Below are 25,617 nucleotides of genomic sequence, written 5' to 3'. Positions count from 1 at the left end.
AGCCCGATCCCCCACCTAACTTCTTTGCTTTCGCTGAATTTTGAGGTAGAGGTCTTACTGCCCGGAAAATAGCGGGATAAAAGTAAAGGCTATCTTCCACACAGGAAGATAGCCTTTTATGATGCCGATGAAACCTTAAGCCCAATGACACCCAAAACAATAAAGAGAATACAAAATGCTTGGAATAAGCTAATATGCTCTTTAAAAAAGTAAACACTAATGATTGTAATAAGTAACGTTCCAACGCCAGACCAAATGGCATAAGCAATACTTAAATGAATCTTTTTAACGACGATAGCAAACACGCTGAAACAAATTCCATAAAATACGAAAATAAGTACACTTGGAACGAGCTTTGTTAAACCATTTGATAGTTTCATTGCGATTGTTCCAGCTACTTCAAAAATAATTGTAACAAGTAATAATAGCCAATATACCATACTAGAATCTCCTTCTCTGTTACCTTATAGAGATTCTAGTATACTACTTATAGTCCTAATGAAATATATTTAATTTCTAAATATTCCTCGATGCCAAAATGGCCTCCTTCACGGCCGATACCACTTTCTTTAAATCCACCGAATGGTGCTTGTGCAACTGATGGAAGACCATCGTTTAGACCAATAATACCGTACTCTAGCGCTTCACTAATTTGGAATGCTTGGCTAATGTCTTTCGTGAAAATATACGCAGCTAAACCGTATGGTGTATTATTTGCACGTTCAATTACTTCATCAACTGTTTTAAATTTCGCAACTGGTGCCACTGGCCCAAATGTTTCTTCATTCATACAAAGCATCGTATCATTTGCCAACCCAATTACAGTCGGTTGAATGAAATGTCCCTCTAACTCTGCGACCTTTTGACCACCATATAAAACTGTTCCACCTTTTTGAATAGCATCTTCAATATGTTCTTGTACTTTTGAAACTGCATTCTCATCAATAAGTGGCCCGACAGTCGTTCCGTCACCGAAACCGTCTCCTACTTTCAACTGCCCTACTGCCTTTTGGAACTTCTCTACAAATACTTCGTATACTTCTTCTTGAACGAATACTCGGTTTGTACATATACACGTTTGTCCTGCATTACGGAATTTCGAACCAATCACCGCTTCTACTGCTTTATCTAAATCTGCATCATTCATTACGATAAACGGAGCGTGTCCCCCTAACTCAAGCGAAACTTTTTTCATCGTTTGTGCCGCACTAGCCATTAACTCTTTCCCGATTTCCGTTGACCCTGTAAAGGACACTTTTCGAACGCGACCATCTTCCATCCATGTATCAGCAATTGCTTTTGCACTACCTGTTACGATATTGATTACACCCTTTGGAATATCTGCTTCATGGGCTAATTCAGCTAATTTCAATGCAGTTAGTGGCGTTTGACTTGCCGGTTTCACAACGGCTGTACAGCCTGCTGCAAGCGCTGGGGCTACCTTTCTCGTAATCATAGCAGCTGGGAAGTTCCAAGGTGTAATAGCTGCCATAACGCCAACTGGTTGCTTCATAACTAAAATGCGCTTATTCGGATGAGAAGCAGGAATCATTTCACCGTATACGCGTTTCCCCTCTTCTGCATACCATTCAACAAAACTGTTTGCATAATTTACTTCACCAAGCGCTTCTGCAAACGGCTTTCCTTGTTCCTTCGTCATAATCGCTGCGATCTCTTCTTTATTTTCATCAATAAGCGTAAACCACTTTTTTAACTTCGTGGCACGATCTGCTGCCGTTAACTTAGACCACGTTTTAAAAGCTTCATGCGCAGCATCAACAGCTTGCTTTGCCTCTGTTACTCCGCCTTTTGGTACAGTTGCAAATATTTCCTTCGTCGCAGGATTATTTACTTCAATTTGTTCTTGTAGTGTAATCCACTCACCATTTATATACATCGCCTTTTTATCTATACTTACGAAAGTCGCCTTTTTATCCAATGTTTTCTTCCTCCTCTATGAACTTCTTAATTTTCCTAGTAGCAGCAGATTGACTAATTTGCAAAAACTCAGCCACTTTATAACTTGATCCATACGTTTTATACGCTTTAAGAATAATATTTCTCTCTACCTCTTCCAGCATTTTATAAAGGCTTTGCCCCGATTGTTCAACTGCAGCCTCTTGCATAGAGAGTGGCAAATCCTCTACCGTTACAACATCATCGACAGTAATAACAATTCTCTCAATTACATTCTCTATCTCTCTATTGTTTCCTTCCCACGGATATCCGACAAACATTTGTAATGTACCCGGTGCTAGTTTCACATCACGTCCGTACTTTTTATTAAAGTGCTGCAAGTAATGATAAATAAGCGGTAAAATATCTTCTGTTCTCTCCCTAAGCGGGGGAATTACAATTGGAATGACATTCAGACGATAGTATAAATCTTTCCGAAATGTTCCTTGTTTCACCATCTCGCTTAAATCTCTATTTGTTGCCGCCACAATTCGAACATCTACTTTTTTTAATTCTCTTCCGCCTATAGGACGAAATGTTTTTTCTTGCAATACTTGCAAAAGCTTCGCTTGAATTTCAATCGGCATTTCACCGATTTCATCTAAAAAAAGAGTTCCTTTATGCGCGGATTCTAATAGTCCCTTTTTCCCTTCACGATTCGCACCTGTAAAAGATCCACCTGAATATCCAAAGAGCTCCGATTCAATTAAATTAGTTGGTAATGCCGCACAATTAATTTCATAGAAACTTTCATTCTTCCGATGACTCACTTCATGTAAATGGCGTACTAATCGACTTTTTCCTACTCCAGTCTCGCCTAAAACGAGAACAGTACTATCCACTACAGATACTTTTTTGATTGTATCGACTATTTTTTGCATAGCTAGACTTTTAAAAATAAGTCCTTCATGCTCATATGTTTCTCTTAATTCTTTTTTATATGTTTTTAGCTGATTATCCATTTCCTCTACCTTTTGACGTAATTGATAGAGTTCAGTAAGGTCGCGAGAATAACTAATCACTCTTCTTAAATTTCCCTCATCATCAAAAACAGGCCTTGTACGAACGTGTAAATACTCTCCTGATTTTGTAGTTTGAACGAGTTCAATTGGCCTCTTTTTTTCAATCACTTCTAATGTCGCTGATGGATAAAAGATTCCATTCTTTTGTAGTTCTTTTACATGCTTACCAACTAACTCTTCTGCAGCTAGTTGGTAGTGCCTTTCACATGTACTATTTACACGCACAACGATCCCTTGCTCATCTGTAACAAAAATTTCGTCAAACGCATATTCAAATACATCTTTTAAATCCATTAACACTCGTTCCTTTTCTGCAACCATCCTAGCCACCCCTAACTTCAAATCCATCGATCCACTTCACTATCTTTATTATAAAGTGAATTTTCTGCATTTAATATAGAGTCAGCTAGAATGTTTGCTATTTATACTTCAGTTTTTACACGCGAGCGATGTTTGTTTGCTCATAGCAAGCTTGCAACGATTCTTCAATTATTGTTAATCCTTCTTCAAGTTGCTCATCTGTAATAACTAAAGGCATTAACACACGGATAACATTTCCATATGTTCCTGCTGATAATAAAAGTAACCCACGCTTATTTGCTTCTGCACATAGATTAGCCGTTAACGTTTTGTCAGGTGCTTTCGTCTTACGATCTTGAACGACCTCAAATGCACACATTGCTCCTAACCCACGCACATCACCGATGCAATGATATTTATTTTTCATCTCTTCGAATCGGTTCATTACGACTTTTCCTAATTCTATCGCTCTATCATTTAATTTCTCATTTTCTATTACATCGAGAACAGCTAATGCAGCCGCACATCCTAATGGACTTCCTGCGTACGTTCCACCCAGTTCACCTGGTGCAGACTCATTCATAATTTCTTTACGTCCAATGACACCACTTATCGGTACACCAGCCCCTAATGATTTAGACACTGTAATTAAATCTGGAACGACATCATAATGATCAATTGCAAAATATTTTCCTGTACGACTAAAGCCTGTTTGTATTTCATCCGCTACAAATAAGATGCCATTCTCTGAACAAATGCGGCGTACTTCTTGAACAAATTTCTTACTTGGGACGATAAATCCACCTTCCCCTTGAACAGGTTCCATTACAACAGCTGCAATTGTTTCTGGCGCTACTTCCGATATGAAGAAGTTCTTAAACTCTTCAATAATAAAATCATCATACTGCTCTTCCGTTAATCCCTCTGGGCGACGGTATTCGTATGGAAATGGCGCTTTATATACTTCTGGAGCAAAGGGACCAAACCCAAATTTATATGGTTTCACTTTACTTGTCATCGTCATTGTCATTAATGTACGCCCGTGGAAACCTTTAGAAAATGCGATAATACCAGGTCTCTTCGTATATTTACGAGCGATTTTCACCGCGTTCTCAACTGCTTCTGCACCACTATTTAAAAAGAGGACTTGCTTATCGAAACTTCCTGGTGCCAATGCCGCAAGCTTTTCCGCTAATTCAATATATGGCTCATACATCATGACGTTAAATCCAGTATGAATGTATTGATCGACTTGTTTATGGAGCGCTTCTTTAACCGTTGGATGACAATGCCCTACGTTAATTGTCCCGATTGCTCCTGCAAAATCAATGTACTGATTGCCATCAACATCTGTTACAAGAGCACCATTTGCAGATTGTACAAACGTTGGGATGCCGTTACTTACTCCTTTTGGTACTATATTTTGACGGCGTTCTAATAAAGATGCCGCTTTCGGTCCTGGAATTTGTTCATTTACTTTAGCAAATTTTTTCGTGTTCATTGCGTACCCCATCCTTTTCTTTACATTGTTTTCTCTTTTTATTGCAAAATGTATGCCAACTTTCTTTTCTAGCATTTATCCTATATTCTTTGTATCCAGGCACAAAAATAAGTCTATAAAGACTCATTAAGAGTCTTTATAGACTTATTTTCCTTACACATTAGACTTTTCTTTCTCCCAGAAAAACTCACCCGATTGAGAAATAAACTCCCCAACAGAATCTAACACTAAATCAGCAAGTGGTTCTAATGTTGGACGGTCTCCCGTACCAGATAGCACCCCAATTGCATAGCAATCGCCATTTTTGGCTAAATGTAAATCAGTTGGCGTATCTCCAACAACCGCAACCTCACATGATTCTAAATTAAATTTCTCACAAAACACTTCTATAATCTTTTTATCTGGTTTTTGCGCCGGGAATGTATCCGAGGCTATAATATAATCAAAAAAGTTGTCCAACTTATATTGTTTTAAAAATAATTCTGTCGGTGCAAAATCGTCCGCCGTGACAACCCCTAATATAAATCCTTTATCTTTTAATGCCTGTAACACTTTCGGTAAATCCGCTGTCATTTTCATATGCGAACGATACTCATACATAAGGGAAAATAACTTCTCACTTACCCACTGATGCATCTCTTCTTCTCTAGCAGACTCAATATAATTACAAAGCCCCTTCGCTACATCAAGGCTTGTTCCAGCAGCTATTGCACTCCTCGGATTAACAAATGCTCCCTCTACACCAATCTCTTCTAATAAGGTCTGCCCTATTGTACTTGGTAAATGATATAAACTTATACATTCAGCTACAAGTTCTTCAGCTACTTTTATCCAGATTGAATGAAAATCCATTAATGTCCCATCTTTATCAAATAGTATTGCTTTTACCTTCTCCATAGCACCCTACCTCTCGTTTCTTATCTCCTCCAGTGTATCAATAAAATATGGATGTAAAATAAAAGAATTGTAAAAATACCATAAAAATCAAACTAACTCCCAATTTACAATTCGTTTTAACAAAGTAAAAAAGGATGCCTTTACAGGGCATCCTCTTGATGTTCAGGAACAAATAGTTCTAAACAATGATATATATTTTCGAATTCCATCGGTGCATCTCCACCGTACTCACCATCTAAATTAATCATTAGTTTATCTGGTGAATGTACTTTAATTCGGTTCGCTTGTGTATATAACACTTTTGGGTTGTTAATATGTTCACCACGTTGTGCTTGTGTTGCTGCTTTAATCAAATCAGCGATAGAACCTTTTTTCAGTACTAACAGGTCGAATAACCCATCGTTAATAGATGCATACGGTGCTACCTTTTCAAATCCACCTACTGAACGAGTATTCGTAATTAAAAACATCGTAATTTCTTCTTGTAGTAATTTTCCATCATACTCAATTTCAACATATGTTGGATGTAATGATGGTAACATCTCAATACCTTTTAGGTAATAAGCAAGTTGTCCTAATACTGTCTTTAACTTACTCGGTACTTCGTATGTTAATTCTGTAATACGACCGCCACCAGCGATGTTAATAAAGTATGTATCGTTCGCTCTACCAAGGTCTAATGGCACTGTTTTTCCTTCGCAAATAATATCTGCTGCCTCTTCAATAGAACGAGGTACACCAATCGCACGTGCAAAGTCATTTGTCGTTCCAACTGGAATAATTCCAAATTTCGGACGGAATTCATGTCCAACTAAACCGTTTACTACTTCATTTAATGTACCGTCGCCACCAGCGGCAATAACAACATCAAACTTACGATCCGCAGCTTGCCTCGCCGCCACAGTAGCGTCTCCAGGGCCCGTTGTCGCATGACAAGATGTCTCATAGCCAGCTTGTTCTAATTTTTGTAATACTTCTGGTAAGCTCTTCTTAAATAGCTCACGCCCAGAAGTAGGATTATAAATAATTCTTGCTCGCTTCATCATTTATTAGCACAGGAAATTTCTTTATGTATCGAAAAAGAACATACCGAACTTCTATTCAGTATTCCCATGCCTACCTCCTCTCATCTTGCTATCCTTCTTTTATCCCGCTCAAACAGGCAGTAAGAACCCGATTCGTGTAGTCCATCAAAAGTAAATATTCATTTCAATGGTTTTTTTATTTGACCCAAAAATTTATCCCGCTATTTGCGGGCAGTAAATGCCCGATTGGTGAGGGCTAATAATCAGTGTTGGATGAACCTCCTACTGATTAAAGTTTCACTTTATTTCTATCCATTCTTCCATAAAAATTTACATATAACGAATAATAACTATCTATTATTTCATGAGATGAAAAAAACCTCTATGTTTAGATTTATCATTATTCCCACCTTTTTGCAACTATCATACCATAGTTGCTATACAAACATTTTTCCACTTTTGACAGTTAATCAAACGTTTGTTTAAACGATTTTGTCTCATTTAAACAAACGTTTGATTAACCTAGAAAAACACCCATGTACGGGTGTTTTTCTGCTTAATCTTTAAAAGTCACTACTATTATCGCTTATTAATCTCTTCAAGTAAGATTTTGTTAACAAGCGGTGGATTTGCTTGTCCTTTTGTAGCTTTCATAATTTGACCAACTAAGAAGCCAATTGCACGGTCTTTACCGTTTTTAAAGTCTTCGATAGATTGCTCATTATTATCAAGAATTTCTGTTACAACTTTACGAAGTGTACCCTCGTCAGAAATTTGAACAAGACCTTTCGCTTTAACGATTTCTTCTGGGTCTCCACCTTTTTCAATTAATTCATTAAATACTTTCTTCGCGATTTTAGAAGAAATTGTACCTTTTTCAATTAATTGAACCATTTTAGATAAACCAGCAGGCGTTAATGCAACGTCTTTTAATTCTTTTTGTTGTTTGTTTAAGTATGCAAGTACTTCACCCATTAACCAGTTCGATGTTAATTTCGCATCAGCACCGTCTGCAACAGTTGCTTCAAAGAAATCAGACATCTCTTTCGTTAATGTTAACACGTGTGCATCATAAGCTGGCAAGCCTAGTTCTGCAACGTAGCGAGCTTTACGTGCATCTGGAAGTTCTGGAATAGAAGCTCGAACTGCTTCTTTCCACTCATCATCGATGTAAAGTTCAACTAAGTCTGGCTCCGGGAAGTAACGGTAATCGTCAGATCCTTCTTTCACACGCATTAAGATTGTTTTCTTCGTTGCTTCATCATAACGACGTGTTTCTTGTTGGATGATGCCACCAGATAACAATTCTTTTTCTTGGCGCACTTGCTCATGCTCAAGACCTTTTTGTACGTAAGTGAATGAGTTTAAGTTTTTCAGTTCCGCTTTTGTACCGAACTTTTCTTGTCCAACTGGACGAAGAGAAATGTTCGCATCACAACGCAAGGAACCTTCTTCCATCTTACAATCAGATACACCAGTGTATTGAATGATTGATTTTAACTTCTCTAAGTATGCATATGCTTCTTCTGGCGTACGCATATCTGGCTCAGATACGATCTCGATTAAAGGCATACCTTGACGGTTGTAGTCTACTAATGAACCATCAGCTGTATGCGTTGATTTACCAGCATCTTCTTCTAAATGAAGACGTGTAATACCGATACGTTTCTTTTTACCGTCTACTTCGATTTCAATCCAACCATTTTCACCAATTGGCTTATCAAATTGAGAGATTTGGTAAGCTTTCGGGTTATCTGGATAGAAATAGTTTTTACGGTCAAACTTCGTTTCCGTTGCGATTTCACAGTTTAATGCCATTGCAGCTTTCATTGCAAAGTTAACTGCTTCTTTATTCAAAGTAGGAAGTACCCCTGGGTATCCTAAGTCAATTACACTTGTTTGTGTATTTGGCTCCGCTCCGAATTCTGTTGGACTCGCAGAGAAAATTTTCGAATTTGTTTTTAACTCAACGTGAACCTCTAAACCAATAATTGTTTCTAAATTCATCTATGCTCGCCTCCTTACAGACTTGCTTTTTTTGTATGATAGTCTGTTGCTTGCTCAAACGCATGTGCAACGCGGTAAATTGTCGCTTCATCGAAGTGTTTACCAATAATTTGTAGACCAAGTGGCATGTTGTTAGCACCGAATCCACATGGAACTGAAATCGCTGGAACACCCGCTAAGTTTACTGGGATTGTTAAAATGTCATTTGCATACATTGTCATTGGATCGTCAACTTTTTCTCCCACTTTAAATGCCGGAGTTGGTGTTGTTGGTCCAATAATAACATCATAGTTAGCAAATACATTTTCAAAGTCGTTCTTAATTAATGTACGTACTTGTTGTGCTTTTTTGTAATATGCATCATAGTAACCAGAGCTAAGAGCAAATGTACCAAGCATAATACGACGTTTAACTTCATCACCGAAACCTTCACTACGTGTGTTTTTGTAAAGGTCTAATAAGTTATTTACATTATCAGAACGAACACCGTAACGCACGCCATCAAAGCGTGAAAGGTTAGCAGATGCTTCAGAAGAAGATAGTAAGTAATACGTTGCTAGAGCGTATTTAGAGTGTGGAAGAGATACTTCCTCCCAAGTTGCGCCCATACCTTCTAATACTTTTAAAGCAGCTAGTACTGACTCACGAGCTTCTTCGCCAACACCTTCGCCTAAGTATTCTTTCGGTACAGCAATGCGTAAACCTTTAACATTGCCTGTTAAACCAGCTAAATAGTTTCCAACTTCAACGTTTGCAGAAGTTGCATCCATGCGGTCAATACCTGAAATAGCTTGTAATAAGTATGCATTGTCTTCTACTGTACGTGTAATCGGTCCGATTTGGTCTAGTGAAGATGCGAATGCTACTAATCCGTAACGAGATACGCGTCCGTAAGTTGGTTTTAAACCTACAACACCGCAATATGCAGCTGGCTGACGGATAGAACCACCCGTATCAGAACCTAGAGAGAATAGTACTTCTCCTGCTGCTACAGCTGCTGCAGAACCACCACTAGATCCGCCTGGAACGTAATCTAAGTTCCATGGGTTTTTCGTAGCGTAGAATCCTGAGTTTTCATTTGAAGAACCCATTGCGAACTCGTCCATGTTTAATTTACCGATTGTAATTGTGTCAGCAGCTTTTAGCTTTTGCACAACTGTCGCATCATAAATTGGATCGAAGTTTGCTAACATTTTGCTCGCACAAGTTGTACGAAGACCGTTAGTTACAATGTTATCTTTTACACCAATTGGCATACCGAATAATAAACCATTATCTTCAGCGCCGATTTTTGCATCTAATTCTTTCGCTTTTGCGCGTGCATTTTCTTCATCTAATGTAAGAAAAGCTTTTACGTTATCTTCAACATCCGCAATACGTTTGTAAGATTCTTCTACTAAATCCGTAACGGAAATTTCTTTGTTGTTTAACTTCTTATGTAACTCTGATACTGAATGATCAAATAATGACATCGAAATTCCCCTCCTCTATTCTAATACTGCTGGAACACGGATTTGATTATCTTTGTGATCCGGTGCATTTTTTAATACTTCTTCGACTGGTAAACCTTTTTCTGGTACATCTTCACGCATAACATTTTTCATAGTTAATACATGAGTTGTTGGTTTTACATCTGTTGTATCTAATTCATTTAACTGTTCTGCAAATGTAACAATTGCATCTAGTTGTTTTTGAAATTTTTCTGCTTCTTGATCAGTAATTGCAAGACGTGCTAAATGTGCTACGTGCTTTACATTCTCAACGGAAATTCTTGACACGGCTAGGCCACCTCCATAATATATCGTTCAATCTACAATACTATTGATGATACCAAATTTTCAGTACTTCAAGCAAGTCAACACAGAGTACTTACGCCATTTTTACATAAAAAAAGAAAGGCAAATGCCTTTCTTTACAATTTACTCTTTATCTAACGGTTTATTTTTCGGAAATCTCTCGTTATCTTCTTCATTATCACGAATTGTTTTTTGTAATACAAAACAAGACATCGTTAAAAATAATGTTCCAATTAAATAGTATCCTTTTACACTAAGCGTTTCATCTAACGTATAAATCCCAATTAGCATACCTGAAAGCGCACAAACAAATGAAGTCCATGCTAAAAACGTGAACGCTTGCGTATTACGTCTTCTCATCGTTCTCCCCCTCGTTAGCTGTATACCCATTATAGATAAGTATATTTACCATGATGGATTTTTATGTAAATTCTAGTTTTATATTTATAAATCTATCATAAAAGAATACTATTTTAAAGAAAGTTTTCTGTCTAATCTGAAAAAACAATTAAAATGATTGACATTTATTTCTATTCTGCATAAAATAAAAATAAATATTACGAACCTCGAAATATACGGGAGTGGAATTAATTGTTGCAATATGAACATTTTTTAGACTTACTGCTAGATAACGCCAAGAAACTTTTCTATCCTGAAGAATGGGTAAGCCTTGATTTAACACTTTCCAAAACAGAAGTATTTTGTTTACTTTGGATGGAACGAAATACAGAGATTACAATGACAAAAATTGCTGATCTTCTTGATATACCGATGAGTACAACGACGGGCGTTGTAAATCGCCTTGTAAAAAAGGGATATATTGAACGCTACCGTGATGAAAACGACCGACGTATTGTATTAATTCGGTTAACAGAAACCGGCGTAATGCTCGTTCAAGAAGTAAAACAAAATGCAGCCCATTACTTTAGCTTAGTGACAGAAGCATTGTCAGAAGAAGAAAAAGCATTCTTACTACAAATCTTCCAAAAGATTATGAATCACATTGCTACCTCACAGCAAAAAACAGAAGAAAAGGTTTCTACACCTAAAATGAAAAACATTCCGATTGAATAAAACCCTATCTGGGTTTTTATTCAACCATTTACTTCGATACTCGTAATATTCGACATTCGAAACAAAGGGGATATGAATGATGAGAATTATCTTGTATACAGGTAAAGGCGGCGTAGGAAAAACTAGCATTTCAGCAGCAACAGCACTTCAAAGTGCGAAGCAAGGATTAAAAACTTTAGTAATGAGTACAGATCCTGCTCATAGTTTAGGAGATTCATTTGGTATAAAGTTATCTTCTGAGCCATTAGAAATCCGTGAAAATTTATGGGCACAAGAAATTAATACGATTTATGAAATGGAAAAAGGTTGGGGAAAGTTACAGAAATACATTACCTTACTATTCACTTCCAAAGCAGCTGATGATATTACAACAGAAGAATTAACGATGTTTCCTGGTATGGAAGATTTAATTAGCTTACTTCGCGTACTCGATTATTATAAACAAAACACATATGATGTTATCATCATTGATTGCGCTCCAACAGGAGAAACATTAGCAATGCTAAGTTTTCCAGACATGCTCGGCTGGTGGATGGAAAAATTGTTTCCTATTAAAAGAAAAGTTTTAAAAGTCGTTCGTCCTGTAGCTCAACCACTCCTTGGTGTCCCTCTTCCAACCGACGATATTATGGACGAATTAACAAATACACTTGAACAGCTCGGAGAAATGAGAGATATTTTATCAAACCGAGAAGTAACAAGTATCCGCATCGTTGTAAATCCTGAAAAAATGGTCATTAAAGAAGCTCAGCGTAGCTTTACTTATTTAAATTTATACGATTATAACGTAGATGCCATTATGATTAATCGCGTCATCCCTAACACCGTCACCGATCCTTATTTTCAAGCATGGAAAGATACACAAAAGAAATATAAAACATTAATTCAAAATAGTTTTGATCCACTTCCTATTTACGAAGCTCCAATGTTTGAACAAGAAGTTGTTGGTTTACCTATGTTAGAGCGTGTAGGCGATGCTTTATTTAAAACTGATCATTGTCCTACTGAAGTGAAATTTAACGGGCGCACACAATATGTAAAAAAGGATGGCGATGATTATATTTTCATTCTTTCTATTCCCTTCTCAAACAAAAGTGAACTTTCCTTAAATCAAAAAGGTGATGAACTTATTATTCGAGCGGGTTCTGTTAAACGGAACATCACGTTACCAAAAACATTAACACACCTTTCTATTCAAGGAGCAAAATTTGAAGAAGATGTACTAAATATTCGGTTTGGAGGTGTAGTACATGCATGAGGAATTACTACGAAGGGTAATTCGTACAAAAGTAAAAGTCGGGATGCATATATTAGAAGAGCTACCTAATCCAATCCAGCAATCAGCTAAGCAAATATTAAATATTTTACAAGAGGAACTAGCTGCTTATCCGAAAGAACGAGATCATCATGAAGTTAATTTAAAAAATATCATAATTGAATAACTATCTCTGTATAGAGGGCCTTTTTTAGGCTTTCTATACTTTATTGGAGTGATGTAAGTTGATGAAAAAGCATTCCACTACTATACTCTGGATCATTCCCTTATTATTTTTCATTCATAACCTTGAAGAAGCTTTCCAAATGCCACAATATCTTGCTAATCAATTTTCAATCCGTCTTATAACTAGCCAACAATTTTTCATTGCCATTTCCGTATTAACAATCTTTGTATTACTTATCGTCTTTCTATATCAACTTAACTTCTTGTCTTCTATATGCTGGATTATTTTTATACAAGGGGCCATCTTCTTTAACTCTGTTCAACATATTATTTTGTTTTTCATTTATCGCTCCTATAACCCCGGCGTAATATCAGCATTTTTCATTACTCTCTTTGCTATTTTCTTTTTTTTATCAAAAAAACACTTAATTCATCAAAAGCAATTCGTAATTACAATCCTTTTCAGCTTATTTTCTTATCCCATTATAATTTGGATTACCTTACTGTTCGCTAGCTACTTTCATTCATAAAAAAAGACCAGGAAAACTCCTGGTCCATTACTCTACTTAACAAACATTGGATTCTACGTTATACAAAATTGGAAGGTACAGAATTAGGATTCGTTTGCTAAGTAGATTATATGTTGAACGAACTAACAGCGGAGGGGTTCCTTCTGTTAGTCCATTAAACTCAATCATTATTTTACGATTTTTTCAAGCTCCTCAAGTGAAAGATCAACTGAAATTGAACCATCATTTGTTTCTTTCTTAATTGCATCTGTTACTTCTTTTGAATGGTATAGTTCAATTACTTTTTTCAGTGTTGGATCATCTTTATCTTTCGTACGAGCTGCAAAAATATTAATATATGGCTTCGCATTTTCATTCTTTGGATCTTCTAAGAAAATAGGATCCTTCGCTGGATCTAATCCAGCTTGACCAGCAACACCGTTATTAATAACTGATGCCGCTACATCTTTTAACACACGAGGTGTTTGCTGTGCGATAACCGGTGTAATTTTTAATTTCTTCGGATTTTCAGCAATGCCGCTTGGATCTCCAAATAAGCCAAAATCTTTTTTAAGCTTTAATACTCCAGCTGCATCAAGAAGTTTTAATGCACGTGCTTGGTTCGTTGGATCGTTTGGAATTGCAATTTCTGAACCATCTGGAATTTCATTTGCCTTCTTATATTTTTCAGAGTATAAACCCATTGGCGCAATTTGTGTTGTACCAACAGCTGTAATATCTAACTTATGCTCTTTTTTAAATTGCTCTAAGAAAGCAATATGCTGAAATGAGTTTAATTCAATATCTCCATCAGCTAAAGCTTTATTTGGAGTTGTATAATCAGAGAACTCCACCAGTTTAATCTTAATCCCTTCTTTTTCAGCTTTTTTCTTCAAAATTTCCCAAGCATCTCCATCCGTTCCAGTTACACCGACGCGAACTACTTTTTCTTTCGCTCCTGCACCCGTGTCTCCACTTGAGCAGCCACTTAATGCTGAGACTCCTACAATTGCTGATAATGCAAATGCTAAAATTTTCTTCATTTTCTTTTCCTCTTTTCCTTTTTATGATCTGCGTAACAAGACTTTCGCAAAGTAGTTTCCTAAATTTTGAGCTATCTGCACGAGAATAATAAGTAAAACAACCGTTACGAACATAACTGATGTATCAAAACGTTGATAACCATATGTCATTGCCAAGTCACCAAGACCGCCACCACCGACAAGCCCAGCAACTGCAGAAAATTCAATTAAACCAACTGTCATAAATGTGACACCTAAGATTAATGGTGCTAACGCTTCTGGTACAAGGATTTCAAAAACGATTCTAATTGGTGAGGCGCCCATTGCTTGCGCTGCTTCAATTACTCCTTTCGGAACGGAAACAAGATTTGTTTCAACCATTCTAGCAATACCAATTGATGCGACTAACGTCATCGGGAAAATTGCTGCTGCTGTTCCAATCGTCGTTCCAATAACGCTTCTTGTTAGTGGGCTTAAAGCTACTAAAAAGATAATGAATGGTACCGGACGAATTGTATTAATTATGATGTTAAGAATAGAAAAGACCCATTTATTTTCTAAAAAGTTTCCTTTTCTCGTTACATATAAAAGTAAACCTAGAGGTATACCCAGGATTATAGCGAATATAAGGGTTACAATTACCATTAAGAGGGTATCCCCCGTCGCATCTAGTATGCGCGGCCAAAATATACTCCAATCAACTCGCATGAGCTTCTACCTCCTTCAGCTGCACTTGCAGTCTTAGATGTTGTAATGCTTTTTGAATTTCCCTCTGCTCACCTTGCAATTCTACAAGCAGATTTCCAAATAGCACATTTTGAAGTTCAATAATATTTCCGTACAGTACATTTACATCAACGTTATAGTTTTTTGCGATATATGATAGTACCGGCTGTCCTGTCTCCTCACCAGTAAATGTTAGACGATAAATTTGACCACCATTTTGAATTTTCGCTAGAACACTTTCTGGTAAATGATCATTAATAACAGAACGTACAAAGTTTTGAGTCGTCTTTGTTTTTGGTTGTGTGAAAACGTCAAACAGTTTTCCTTCTTCAATAACTTTTCCCTTCTCCATTACAGCTACACGGTGGCAAATTTCTTTCACAACATGCATTTCGTGTGTAATAAGAAGAATCGTTAAATTGTATTCTCGATTTACTTTCTTTAATAAGTTTAGAATTTCTGTCGTTGTTTCTGGATCTAAAGCTGATGTTGCCTCATCACATATAAGAATATCTGGCGATGTCGCAAGTGCTCTAGCAATGCCAACTCGCTGCTTTTGTCCCCCTGATAACTGCTCTGGATAATAGTTTGCTTTATCTTCTAACCCTACAAACTTCAGCAGTTCATTCACTCGTTCTTTTATCTCGTTCTTTGGCAATTTCGCTAACTTTAATGGATAAGCAATATTCCCAAACACTGTTCTTGAATTAAATAAATTAAAGCTTTGAAAAATCATTCCGATTCTTTGTCTTAGTTTGCGTAATTCTTTCGTCGATAATGATGTAATATCTTTATCATCTATTGAAATCGTTCCTGCCGTTGGTCTCTCTAACATATTTACTAAGCGTAATAATGTACTCTTTCCAGCGCCACTAAAACCGATAATGCCAAAAATTTCGCCTTTCTCAACTGATAATGTTACATCCTCCACCGCATGAACAGATTGCCCAGCTGATTCATACACTTTACTTACATTGTTAAAAGAAATCATTTTTCCCCCTCCTATATGCTGTAAAAACTTAAAGTAGAGCTTTCGAGGTAAAATAAAAAGTGCTCTCCTTCTTATCAACCATAAAGATAAGAAGGAGAGCACTTATATGTACTCGTTCACATCTTCTCATCTTCCAAGCCTTTATATGGCTTGCTGGAGTTAGCACGGTATTAAAAAACCCGTTGCTGAGGTATCGTAGGGCCAGTCCCTCCACCTCTCTGGATAAGAATGTATCGATTTAATTGTCGTTTAATTAATTCTCATTATAGAACTCAGAATAATAAGAGTCAATACATTTTTTAGAAAAATATTAATTATTCCTTTATTAAAATTTTCAGATGAAAATTCATAAGAAAATAGTAACTTTCAAAGTTATGTAAAATTCTTCTTCCTCATATTTTTAAACAGGAGAATCCTCTCTACGAATTGAATAAATTTATTTGAATATGAAACTCGGAGGAAGATAAATATATGAAAACAGCTCTTTTACTCGTCGATATTCAAAACGATTATTTTCCAAATGGAAAGATGGAATTGCGTAATCCAGTAGAAGCAAGCGAATATGCTAATCAGTTATTACAACACTTTAGAACAAACAGCGAACCTATTTTTCATATCCAACACGTAGCTATAAAAGATAACGCTACTTTTTTCCTACCTAATACAGAAGGTGTACATATTCACGAAAGCGTACGTCCACTTAGAGAAGAAACAGTTATACTCAAACATTATCCAAATAGCTTCCGAGAAACTAATCTTCTAGAGCAATTACAGCATTTAGACATTGAACATGTCGTCGTATGCGGGATGATGACTCATATGTGTATTGATGCTACAGTAAGGGCTGCATTTGATTTTGGATTTCAATGTACCGTTATACACGATGCTTGTGCTACAAAAGACCTTTCTTTTAAGAACGCTACTATACCAGCTGTTTATATTCACAATACAATTTTAGCTAGTTTAAATGGCGTATATGCAAATGTAATAAGCACGAAAGAATTTTTAGCTACATAAAAAAACACTCCTTTCAGTGAGCAAAACCGAAAGGAGTGTTCCTTGTCGAACCATAGATTTTCTTTCAAATTGTATTATACAGGAAATTCTCAAAATGAATACTAAAAAATATGACTAATACGTCAATTTTTCTCATTATTTTATTTCTGTTTACATGTTTATCCCGCTATTAATAGGTTTTAGCTCATTCTCTTCGAACGACGGTAATATATGGGGGTTCAACTTTAAAAGGAGCCCTCCACACTTTGTGAAGAGCTCCTCTACTATTTCTTATAAAGTTTCAGAAGTAGTTTTTGCTTGCATGTGAAGTGCTAAGTAATCAGGTCCACCAGCTTTAGAGTCTGTACCAGACATGTTAAAGCCACCGAATGGTTGGTAACCTACGATTGCACCAGTACATCCACGGTTGAAGTATAAGTTACCAACGTGGAAGTCTTCACGTGCTTTTTCAATATGGTCACGGTTGTTAGTAATAACAGCACCTGTTAAACCGTATTCCGTATTGTTTGCAATTGCAAGTGCATGATCGAAGTCTTTTGCTTTACAGAATGCTACTACTGGTCCGAAGATTTCTTCTTTCATTAAGCGAGCATCTTCTGCAACATCAGCAACGATTGTTGGTTGGATGAACCAGCCTTTAGAATCGTCTCCTTCGCCACCTGCTAAGATTCTACCTTCTTCTTTACCAATTGCAACATAGCTCATTACTTTATCGAATGCAGCTTGGTCATTAACAGGACCCATGTTTGTACCTAATACTGCTGGGTTAGCAACTGTTAATTCTTTTGTTAATTCAACAGCACGATTTAATACGTGATCGTATACATCTTCGTGGATTACTGCACGAGAACATGCAGAACATTTTTGTCCTGAGAATCCGAATGCTGATGCAACGATAGACTTAGCTGCTAATTCAAGATCTGCTTCTTTATCAACAACGATTGTATCTTTACCGCCCATTTCAGCGATAACGCGTTTTAACCAAATTTGGCCTGGGTTTACTTTCGCTGCACGCTCATAAATACGGATACCTACATCACGAGATCCCGTGAAGCTTACGAAACGTGTACGAGGATGATCTACTAAGTAGTCACCAACTTCAGAACCATTACCTGGAACGAAGTTTACTACGCCAGCTGGTAAGCCAGCTTCTTCTAATACTTCCATAAATTTCGCTGCTACTACAGGAGTTGTACTAGCTGGTTTTAGTAATACTGTGTTACCAGAAACTAAAGCAGCTGTTGTCATACCTGCCATAATTGCGAATGGGAAGTTCCAAGGAGAAATGATAACACCTACTCCTAATGGAATGTAAGAGAAACGATTATATTCAATTGGACGGCTTTCTACTGGAATACCGTCTTTTAATTTTAACATTTGACGACCATAATATTCCATAAAGTCGATTGCTTCTGCTGTATCAGCATCTGCCTCATTCCATGGCTTACCTGCTTCTTTTACAAGAATAGCAGAGAATTCATGTTTTCTGCGACGAACGATTGCTGCAGCACGGAATAAAATGTCTGCACGCATTTCTGGCTTTGATTTTCTCCAAGTTTGGAATGTTTCATCCGCTACTTGCATTGCTTTTTCAGCTAACTCACGGCTTGCTTTTGAAACACGACCAACAAGTTCCTCTTTATTTGCAGGGTTTACAGAAACAATTTTGTCTTCTGTAGTGATTTTTTCTCCCCCAATAATTAATGGATAGTCTTGTCCAAGATAAGATTCTACTTTCTTTAAACCTTCTTCAAACGCTAATTTGTTAGCCTCCACTGAAAAATCTGTAAATGGCTCATGTTTGTATGCTACTACCATTTTTTTAGCCTCCCCTTAGAAAAACGTTTACATTTTACAACATTATTCTACACGATAATTTAGATTTATTCAAATATTCCTAGACTTATATTTTAAAAATTAATAAATTTTTAAAATATAATAAAAAAAAGAGATTCATACATGCGTATGAATCTACAAAATATGAGTATATTCCAAAACATTTTTCCCGATCAATAATATAGTAACTAATAAAAATAAAGTCCTTACATATCCAACGCCTTTTTGAACCGCAAACTTCGATCCCAAATAAGCACCTAAGATCATTGATAATCCCATGATAATACCGTATTCAAAATGAATTATGTCTAAAAATAAAAAAGTAATTAAAGATACAATATTACTAACAAAGTTCAAAAGTTTTCCAGATGCTGCCGCTTGAATAAAATCCAAACCAATTAATAAAAATGCAAAAATTAAAAATGACCCTGTCCCGGGTCCAAAAAATCCATCATAAAATCCTATCATTAAAATAACAAAGAAAAATATTAATGTTTTTCTTTGCGTCATCTTCTTATAGGTAGACACACTTCCCCAATTCTTTTTTGCAATAATATAAATAGCAATAAATACCAACATTACAAGTACTAATGGGCGTAAAATATCCGATGGAATAAATTTTACTACTAAAGCACCTGCAACAGCTCCAACAATAGTTAACGGGATTAACTTTCCTACAATTTTAAAATCAACTTTTCCTGATCGAATGAAATACATCGCACTCGTAAACGTCCCCATTGTTGCCGCTAATTTATTCGTTGCAATTGCTGAAGCCGGCGATAAGCCAACAAACATAAGCGCAGGAAGCGAAATTAACCCTCCTCCTCCAACAACGGAATCAATGAAAGCTGCTAAAAAACCGAATGCAATTAATAAAATAATGACTTGAAAACTTAATTCTTCCATGAACTTTACCCCTTACCCCTATTATTTACAACATTTTAAATTATAACAAAATTACATAAGAAAAAAAGCTGTTCCATAGAGGAACAGCCTTCATATTTAATCTAAAATTTTCACAAGTGGTTCATCTTGTTTTGCTTCACGTATAATAATAGCTTCTGGGCGTTCTACAGATTTAATCGTTACTTGTACTTTCATATAATTCGGGAAGTATTCCATAACAAGCCCTGCCACATATTGTGTAAAACCAATTATTTCAGCTTTTCCATTAAACTGGACAGGAATATCAAGCTTCATTTCTCTTAATTCATCATCTCTATACATACCAGTACCAATAACAGCTGTATAGTCGCCTTGGAAATAATCGCTTAGTTTTGCCTTAAAGTTGGATACTCTTGCAAGATCTTCACGTTTATTATCTGTTTTCGCTTGCTCTGATGGGAACAAATAGTATTTCTCATTAATTTGTTTCCAATCTTCAACCGTTTCACTACCTTTTTCTACATTTGCATAAGAAACAAAGTTACCTGGTACGAGCGAAGACTTTGGAGCTTGGCGATAAATCGCAAATGTTATCGGAATATTTTTTGTATCAGGTTGTTTTTGATGTATGACTTTCAAAATTTCTTGCGCCATTTTTTTCCCTTCAGCTAACATCTTTTCATCCGAGATGGCAGCTTCACGTGGATAACCATGCTCTTCGTTAAAATATTGAACAGAATTCATTGCTAATCCAACTACCATACCAACACGTTCCTCGCTGTTATCGCCTTTTTTCACATAATAATCATGCTCTAAAATATTTGAAATATATATTGGATTTTTTTTATTTTTCACTTCTAGTGATTCGGATCCCGTTCCTAATGCAGGGTTTAATCCTATATTAGGAAATTTAACTGCATCTTTTTTTAATTTGTCCTCTAGTTCCTTTTGTTCAGCATCTGTACGTTTTCTTTTAACAAGCATCTGTATCACTTGAGTATCTAGAGCACTTCCGCCTTTTAAAAAATTATCTTTCGTATTAAATGATTCTTTTGCAATTCGCATTAATCCTGTTTCAAATTCATCTATATCAAGACGACTATTTAGCCCTTGCACCACTAAACCACGTGCATTTCCACCATCAAATGGAATAGTCGTCTTATAATATTCATCCGAAATAGCGTATTTTGGAACAACTGATTGTTCTTTTGCTTTCCCCGATTTCTCAGCCACTTTTTCATCTTTGTCGGCACCTGCACTACACCCACTTACAAGTAGGCCCAGGCTTAATATCGCTAATGCTATTTTTTTCATGGTAAGTTTGCACCTCTTACTTATTTAGCTCTTGTAAGAACCTCTCTTCATTCCAAACCTCAACATTATGTTTCTCCGCTTGTGCTAATTTCGAACCAGCTGCTTCACCTGCAACAACCAAATCCGTACTCTTACTAACACTTCCTGTTACTTTTCCACCTAATGCCTCAATCTTCTTCTTCGCTTCACTTCGTCCCATAACTTCTAGCTTACCTGTTAAAACAACCGTTTTTCCTGCGAAGTAAGATTCAACATTTTGTAAATCTGCAATTTTTATACCTTTGTATGTCATATTCACGCCATACTCTTTAAACTGCTGTAATAATTCTAATACATCTTCATTATCAAAATATGTCACAACAGATTGAGCCATTTTTTCGCCAATTTCATTAATTGCTTTTAGTTCTTCTTCTGTTGCTTTTACAAGCTCATCCATCGTTTCAAAGTGCTCTGCAAATGTACGTGCTGCTTTCGCTCCAACGTGGCGAATTCCAAGACCAAATAATAATCGCTCTAACGAGTTTTCTTTAGAATTTTCAATTGCTTGTATTAAGTTTGTTGCTGATTTTTCACCAAAACGTTCTAACTGTAATAATTGCTCTTTCGTCAATGCATATAAATCAGCAAATGTACGAATATAATCTGCATCAAAGAGTTGTGTAATGACACGTTCTCCAAGTCCATCAATATTCATCGCATTTCTTGAAACGAAATGGATTAATCCCTCTCGAATTTGAGCCGGACAAGTCGGATTTATACATCGAAGTGCTACTTCTTCTTCTAAACGAACAAGTTCACTCTCACATGCTGGACAATGCGTTGGCATACGGTATTCTTCTTCTTCACCAGTACGCTTATCAAAAATAACGTTCACAACTTCAGGAATAATATCTCCAGCCTTCTTCACAACAACGTAGTCACCAATTCGAATGTCTTTTTCACGAATCAAATCTTCGTTATGTAAAGAAGCACGGCGAACAATCGTACCAGCAACTCTCACTGGCTCTAGCTCTGCAGTCGGCGTTACAACCCCTGTTCGGCCAACACTTAATTCAATGCCTGTTAGTCTCGTTACAACTTCTTCAGCTGGGAATTTATAAGCAATCGCCCATCTTGGACTCTTCGCTGTAGTTCCTAGACTTTCTTGAAGAGCAACATCATCTACTTTTATAACGATTCCATCAATCTCATAATCAAGATGCGGACGTTTTTCTTGCCATTCTTCTACATAAGCTATAACCTCTTCGATTGTTTCACATGTACGGCGATTTGGATTTGTCTTAAATCCGAGTTCACCTAAGAAATCAAGCGATTCACTGTGCGATGGAATTGTTTTTTCTTCTACATTCGCAAGACCGTACACAAACATAGATAAGTTACGCTTCGCTGCAATTTTCGGATCAAGTTGACGTATTGAACCTGCTGCTGCATTACGCGGATTCGCAAATACATCTTCTCCATTTTGCTCTTTTTCTTCATTTAGTTTAACGAATGAACGCTTCGGCATATAAGCTTCGCCTCGTGCTTCTAACGTTACTTCTTCATTTAAACGAAGTGGGATAGCTTTAATCGTTTTTAAATTTTGAGTAATATCTTCACCCGTTACACCATCACCACGTGTCGCCCCTTGAATGAAGCGTCCTTTTTCATAATGAAGCGAAACGGCAAGCCCGTCAATTTTTAATTCACATATATATCTTACATTCGCACCATCAATTCCTTGACATACTCTTCTGTCGAAATCACGCAAATCCCCTTCGTTAAATGCATTCCCTAAACTTAACATTGGTGACTTATGTGTTACTTTTTCAAATATATCAAGAATAGTTCCCCCAACGCGAACGGAGGGAGAATCTTCACTCATAAACTCTGGGTTCTCTGCTTCTAATTTTATAAGCTCCTGCATATCACGGTCATATTCCGCATCAGAAACAGAAGGATTGTCTAATACGTGATATTGATAATTAAATGTATTTAACAAATCACGCAGTTCTTCTATACGTTTTTTTGCTATCTCTTTTGACATATCCTCATTCCTTTCTATTGTTTCGTCACAGGTGCAAATTTTGCTAACAAACGTTTAACACCAATTGGGCTTGGGAACGCAATATCTAATTCTTTTGCATCACCTTCACCTTTTACACTTACAACTGTACCGATTCCCCATTTTTGATGGGAAGCTTTATCGCCTACTGCCCAGCCAATTTGCTCACCGCCTGTCGTCTTAGCTGCTGGACGCGCGAAAGCTGAACGAGAGCGTGTTGTGGTTGTCGTTGTCATTTTACTGCTACTTGCTGTTCTGCCTTTTGCACCAAACGAATTTTCACGCTTCGGCGCTGTTTCATTTAATGATTCCACTAGTTCTGCCGGGATTTCTGTAATGAAGCGAGACGCAGCATTCATACTTGTTCTACCAAATAAAGTACGCATTTGCGCATTAGATAAATATAACTCTTCTTCTGCACGAGTAATACCTACATAAGCAAGACGACGTTCTTCTTGCATTTCATCCTCTTCCATAAGAGAACGAGTATGAGGGAATATCCCTTCCTCTAAACCAACAATAAAGACAACCGGGAACTCTAATCCTTTTGCTGAGTGCATCGTCATTAAAATAACTTCTTCACCAGCAGTTGGGTCTTCATCTACACGATCAATATCAGCAACAAGTGCTAAATCTGTTAAGAATGCAACAAGGCTCTTATCTTCACTTTGAGATTCAAATGTTTGCGTAACAGATAAGAATTCGTCTAAGTTTTCTAAACGACCTTCCGCTTCTAAAGAACGCTCATTTTTCAACATATCGCGATAGCCTGTTTTTTCAATAACTTCTTCTACTAATTCTGTAACAGATAAATACTCTTGCATATTTACCCAGTTGTGTAATAAACTTGCGAATTCTTTTACTGCCTTTGTAATTTTTGCACTTACTCCAACATGCTCAATCTCATCAAATACAGCAGTTAATGAAATTCCGTTTTGCACACCATAATTAATAATTTTATCGATAGAAGTCGCACCAATACCACGCTTTGGCATGTTAATAATACGTGCAAAACTAATTTCATCATCTGGATTACCGATTAAACGTAAGTACGCCAAAATATCTTTAATCTCTTTACGGTCGTAGAACTTAGTTCCCCCGACAATTTTGTACGGAATGTTAGATTTAAGGAAAATCTCCTCGACCATACGAGACTGAGCATTCGTACGATATAGCACTGCAAAATCAGTGTATTTTCGTTTCCCCATCTGAAGATCGTCACGAATTTTTTTCGCAACAAAATATGCTTCGTCCTTTTCAGTTGCGGCACGATAATACGAGATTTTACTTCCAACTTGATTGTCTGTCCATAATTTCTTCGGTTTACGATTCGTATTTTTTTCAATAACAGCATTCGCTGCATTTAAAATATTTTGTGACGAACGATAGTTTTGTTCTAACAAAATTACCTGTGCATTCTCATAGTCTTTTTCAAATGACAAAATGTTAGAAATATCTGCACCACGCCAGCGATAAATAGACTGGTCAGAGTCACCTACAACGCAAAGATTTTTAAAACGTGCTGCCAAATGTTTAACAAGAAGATATTGCGCTTTGTTCGTATCTTGATACTCATCAACATGAATATATTGGAACTTACGCTGATAAAACTCTAATACTTCTGGAACACGTTCAAATAGCTGAATCGTCGTCATAATTAAATCATCAAAGTCTAATGAATTATTTTTCAAAAGACGTTTTTGATACTCTGTGTATACATCGCTCGTTAATTTTTCATATGGATCAGCCATTGTAATTTTTTTTGCATATTTATCCGCAGATAACAGTTCATTTTTTGCATTGCTAATACCCGCTAAAATAGAGCGCGGCTCAAATTTCTTCGGATCAATATTGCGCTCTTTCATAATTTTTTTGACTACAGTTAGCTGATCACCTGAATCTAAGATTGTAAAGTTACGATTAATACCAATACGATCGATATCGCGTCGTAAAATACGTACACACATAGAGTGGAACGTCGAAATCCAAATATCTTCTGCTTCTGGTCCCACAAGTTTATCAATACGCTCGCGCATTTCACGAGCTGCTTTATTTGTGAAGGTAATAGCTAGTACATTCCATGGTGCTACACCTTTTTCACCAAGCAAATACGCAATACGGTGTGTTAACACGCGTGTCTTACCACTACCTGCACCTGCCATTAGTAGCAGTGGTCCATTCGTTGTTTGTACTGCTTTTTGTTGCTGTGGATTTAAACCGTTTAATAACTTATCTGTCATACTCATATACGCCT

Annotated in this window: 23 protein-coding genes and 1 riboswitch; of the genes, 5 read left to right on the top strand and 18 right to left on the bottom strand. The window is 36.7% G+C overall.

Features of this window, described 5'->3' with window-relative positions:
- Positions 1-116: 116 nt before the first annotated feature.
- From BUA87_RS24430 to BUA87_RS24385, 10 genes are all read right to left on the bottom strand, one after another.
- The gene (locus tag BUA87_RS24430) at positions 117-440 is read right to left on the bottom strand and encodes a DMT family transporter (protein WP_000263262.1); all 324 of its coding nucleotides are present in this window, start codon (positions 438-440) and stop codon (positions 117-119) included.
- A 47-nt stretch (positions 441-487) separates the two neighbouring features.
- The gene (gene gabD / locus BUA87_RS24425; RefSeq protein ID WP_000358137.1) at positions 488-1,939 is read right to left on the bottom strand and encodes an NADP-dependent succinate-semialdehyde dehydrogenase; all 1,452 of its coding nucleotides are present in this window, start codon (positions 1,937-1,939) and stop codon (positions 488-490) included.
- Positions 1,932-3,299: a sigma-54 interaction domain-containing protein gene (locus tag BUA87_RS24420; protein ID WP_072941052.1), complete on the bottom strand. Its 1,368-nt coding sequence runs from the start codon at positions 3,297-3,299 to the stop codon at positions 1,932-1,934. Before BUA87_RS24420 ends, gabD begins: the two co-directional genes overlap by 8 nt.
- Before the next feature lie 115 nt (positions 3,300-3,414).
- Positions 3,415-4,779, bottom strand: a complete 1,365-nt coding sequence (gene gabT, locus BUA87_RS24415) for a 4-aminobutyrate--2-oxoglutarate transaminase (protein WP_001093019.1) — start codon at positions 4,777-4,779, stop codon at positions 3,415-3,417.
- A gap of 153 nt (positions 4,780-4,932) precedes the next feature.
- Entirely contained in the window at positions 4,933-5,676 is a 744-nt protein-coding gene (locus BUA87_RS24410) for an HAD family hydrolase (RefSeq protein WP_072941050.1), read from the bottom strand.
- 140 nt (positions 5,677-5,816) lie between these two features.
- Complete coding sequence (locus tag BUA87_RS24405) at positions 5,817-6,722, bottom strand: diacylglycerol kinase (RefSeq protein ID WP_000977679.1); 906 nt, start codon at positions 6,720-6,722, stop codon at positions 5,817-5,819.
- 558 nt (positions 6,723-7,280) lie between these two features.
- Positions 7,281-8,708 (bottom strand): Asp-tRNA(Asn)/Glu-tRNA(Gln) amidotransferase subunit GatB, encoded by a 1,428-nt coding sequence (gene gatB, locus BUA87_RS24400; protein ID WP_001047685.1) that lies wholly within the window; start codon positions 8,706-8,708, stop codon positions 7,281-7,283.
- Positions 8,709-8,722: 14 nt separating this feature from the next.
- Positions 8,723-10,180 carry an Asp-tRNA(Asn)/Glu-tRNA(Gln) amidotransferase subunit GatA gene (gene gatA, locus BUA87_RS24395; RefSeq protein WP_072941047.1) on the bottom strand — a complete coding sequence of 486 codons (1,458 nt, stop codon included), beginning with the start codon at positions 10,178-10,180 and terminating at the stop codon, positions 8,723-8,725.
- Between the two features lie 15 nt (positions 10,181-10,195).
- Positions 10,196-10,486: an Asp-tRNA(Asn)/Glu-tRNA(Gln) amidotransferase subunit GatC gene (gene gatC / locus BUA87_RS24390; RefSeq protein WP_000086999.1), complete on the bottom strand. Its 291-nt coding sequence runs from the start codon at positions 10,484-10,486 to the stop codon at positions 10,196-10,198.
- 141 nt (positions 10,487-10,627) lie between these two features.
- Positions 10,628-10,864: a YiaA/YiaB family inner membrane protein gene (locus tag BUA87_RS24385; RefSeq protein WP_001254393.1), complete on the bottom strand. Its 237-nt coding sequence runs from the start codon at positions 10,862-10,864 to the stop codon at positions 10,628-10,630.
- A 231-nt stretch (positions 10,865-11,095) separates the two neighbouring features.
- On the opposite strand from BUA87_RS24385, the gene BUA87_RS24380 reads away from it, so the two are divergent.
- The 4 genes from BUA87_RS24380 (at position 11,096) to BUA87_RS24365 (ending at position 13,549) form a co-directional block, all read left to right on the top strand.
- Positions 11,096-11,578, top strand: a complete 483-nt coding sequence (locus tag BUA87_RS24380; protein WP_000942494.1) for a MarR family winged helix-turn-helix transcriptional regulator — start codon at positions 11,096-11,098, stop codon at positions 11,576-11,578.
- A gap of 76 nt (positions 11,579-11,654) precedes the next feature.
- Positions 11,655-12,836 carry an ArsA family ATPase gene (locus tag BUA87_RS24375; RefSeq protein WP_083530686.1) on the top strand — a complete coding sequence of 394 codons (1,182 nt, stop codon included), beginning with the start codon at positions 11,655-11,657 and terminating at the stop codon, positions 12,834-12,836.
- Positions 12,829-13,020: a DUF3926 domain-containing protein gene (locus BUA87_RS24370; RefSeq protein ID WP_000544106.1), complete on the top strand. Its 192-nt coding sequence runs from the start codon at positions 12,829-12,831 to the stop codon at positions 13,018-13,020. Before BUA87_RS24375 ends, BUA87_RS24370 begins: the two co-directional genes overlap by 8 nt.
- 61 nt (positions 13,021-13,081) lie before the next feature.
- On the top strand, positions 13,082-13,549 hold the full coding sequence (locus BUA87_RS24365) for an HXXEE domain-containing protein (protein ID WP_072941042.1): 468 nt from the start codon (positions 13,082-13,084) through the stop codon (positions 13,547-13,549).
- A 167-nt stretch (positions 13,550-13,716) separates the two neighbouring features.
- On the opposite strand, the gene BUA87_RS24360 is transcribed toward BUA87_RS24365, so the two are convergent.
- The 3 genes from BUA87_RS24360 to BUA87_RS24350 are packed head-to-tail and all read right to left on the bottom strand — an operon-like array spanning position 13,717 to position 16,267.
- Entirely contained in the window at positions 13,717-14,571 is an 855-nt protein-coding gene (locus tag BUA87_RS24360) for a MetQ/NlpA family ABC transporter substrate-binding protein (protein ID WP_016083725.1), read from the bottom strand.
- Between the two features lie 21 nt (positions 14,572-14,592).
- On the bottom strand, positions 14,593-15,258 hold the full coding sequence (locus BUA87_RS24355; protein WP_072941039.1) for a methionine ABC transporter permease: 666 nt from the start codon (positions 15,256-15,258) through the stop codon (positions 14,593-14,595).
- Positions 15,248-16,267, bottom strand: a complete 1,020-nt coding sequence (locus BUA87_RS24350; protein WP_029441471.1) for a methionine ABC transporter ATP-binding protein — start codon at positions 16,265-16,267, stop codon at positions 15,248-15,250. The genes BUA87_RS24355 and BUA87_RS24350 overlap by 11 nt, the downstream gene beginning before the upstream one ends.
- 123 nt (positions 16,268-16,390) lie before the next feature.
- A riboswitch (SAM riboswitch) is annotated at positions 16,391-16,496 on the bottom strand.
- Between the two features lie 242 nt (positions 16,497-16,738).
- Here BUA87_RS24350 and BUA87_RS24345 point away from each other — a divergent pair.
- Positions 16,739-17,284 (top strand): cysteine hydrolase family protein, encoded by a 546-nt coding sequence (locus tag BUA87_RS24345; RefSeq protein ID WP_071714711.1) that lies wholly within the window; start codon positions 16,739-16,741, stop codon positions 17,282-17,284.
- A 270-nt stretch (positions 17,285-17,554) separates the two neighbouring features.
- On the opposite strand, the gene pruA is transcribed toward BUA87_RS24345, so the two are convergent.
- The 5 genes from pruA to pcrA form a co-directional block, all read right to left on the bottom strand.
- Positions 17,555-19,102 carry an L-glutamate gamma-semialdehyde dehydrogenase gene (gene pruA / locus BUA87_RS24340; RefSeq protein WP_000259555.1) on the bottom strand — a complete coding sequence of 516 codons (1,548 nt, stop codon included), beginning with the start codon at positions 19,100-19,102 and terminating at the stop codon, positions 17,555-17,557.
- Positions 19,103-19,255: 153 nt separating this feature from the next.
- Positions 19,256-20,026: a TSUP family transporter gene (locus BUA87_RS24335; protein WP_000391979.1), complete on the bottom strand. Its 771-nt coding sequence runs from the start codon at positions 20,024-20,026 to the stop codon at positions 19,256-19,258.
- A 96-nt stretch (positions 20,027-20,122) separates the two neighbouring features.
- Positions 20,123-21,319: a CamS family sex pheromone protein gene (locus tag BUA87_RS24330; protein ID WP_071714709.1), complete on the bottom strand. Its 1,197-nt coding sequence runs from the start codon at positions 21,317-21,319 to the stop codon at positions 20,123-20,125.
- A 16-nt stretch (positions 21,320-21,335) separates the two neighbouring features.
- A complete protein-coding gene (gene ligA / locus BUA87_RS24325; RefSeq protein WP_023520911.1) occupies positions 21,336-23,345 on the bottom strand; it encodes an NAD-dependent DNA ligase LigA in 2,010 nt (669 codons plus the stop codon).
- 14 nt (positions 23,346-23,359) lie between these two features.
- Positions 23,360-25,609: a DNA helicase PcrA gene (pcrA, locus tag BUA87_RS24320; RefSeq protein WP_002094226.1), complete on the bottom strand. Its 2,250-nt coding sequence runs from the start codon at positions 25,607-25,609 to the stop codon at positions 23,360-23,362.
- Positions 25,610-25,617 lie beyond the last annotated feature (8 nt).

This window comes from Bacillus sp. bc15, from assembly GCF_900142585.1.
GTDB lineage: Bacteria > Bacillota > Bacilli > Bacillales > Bacillaceae_G > Bacillus_A > Bacillus_A cereus.
Note: the sequence above shows the minus strand (reverse complement) of the source record. Positions and strands in the feature narration are given on the sequence as shown.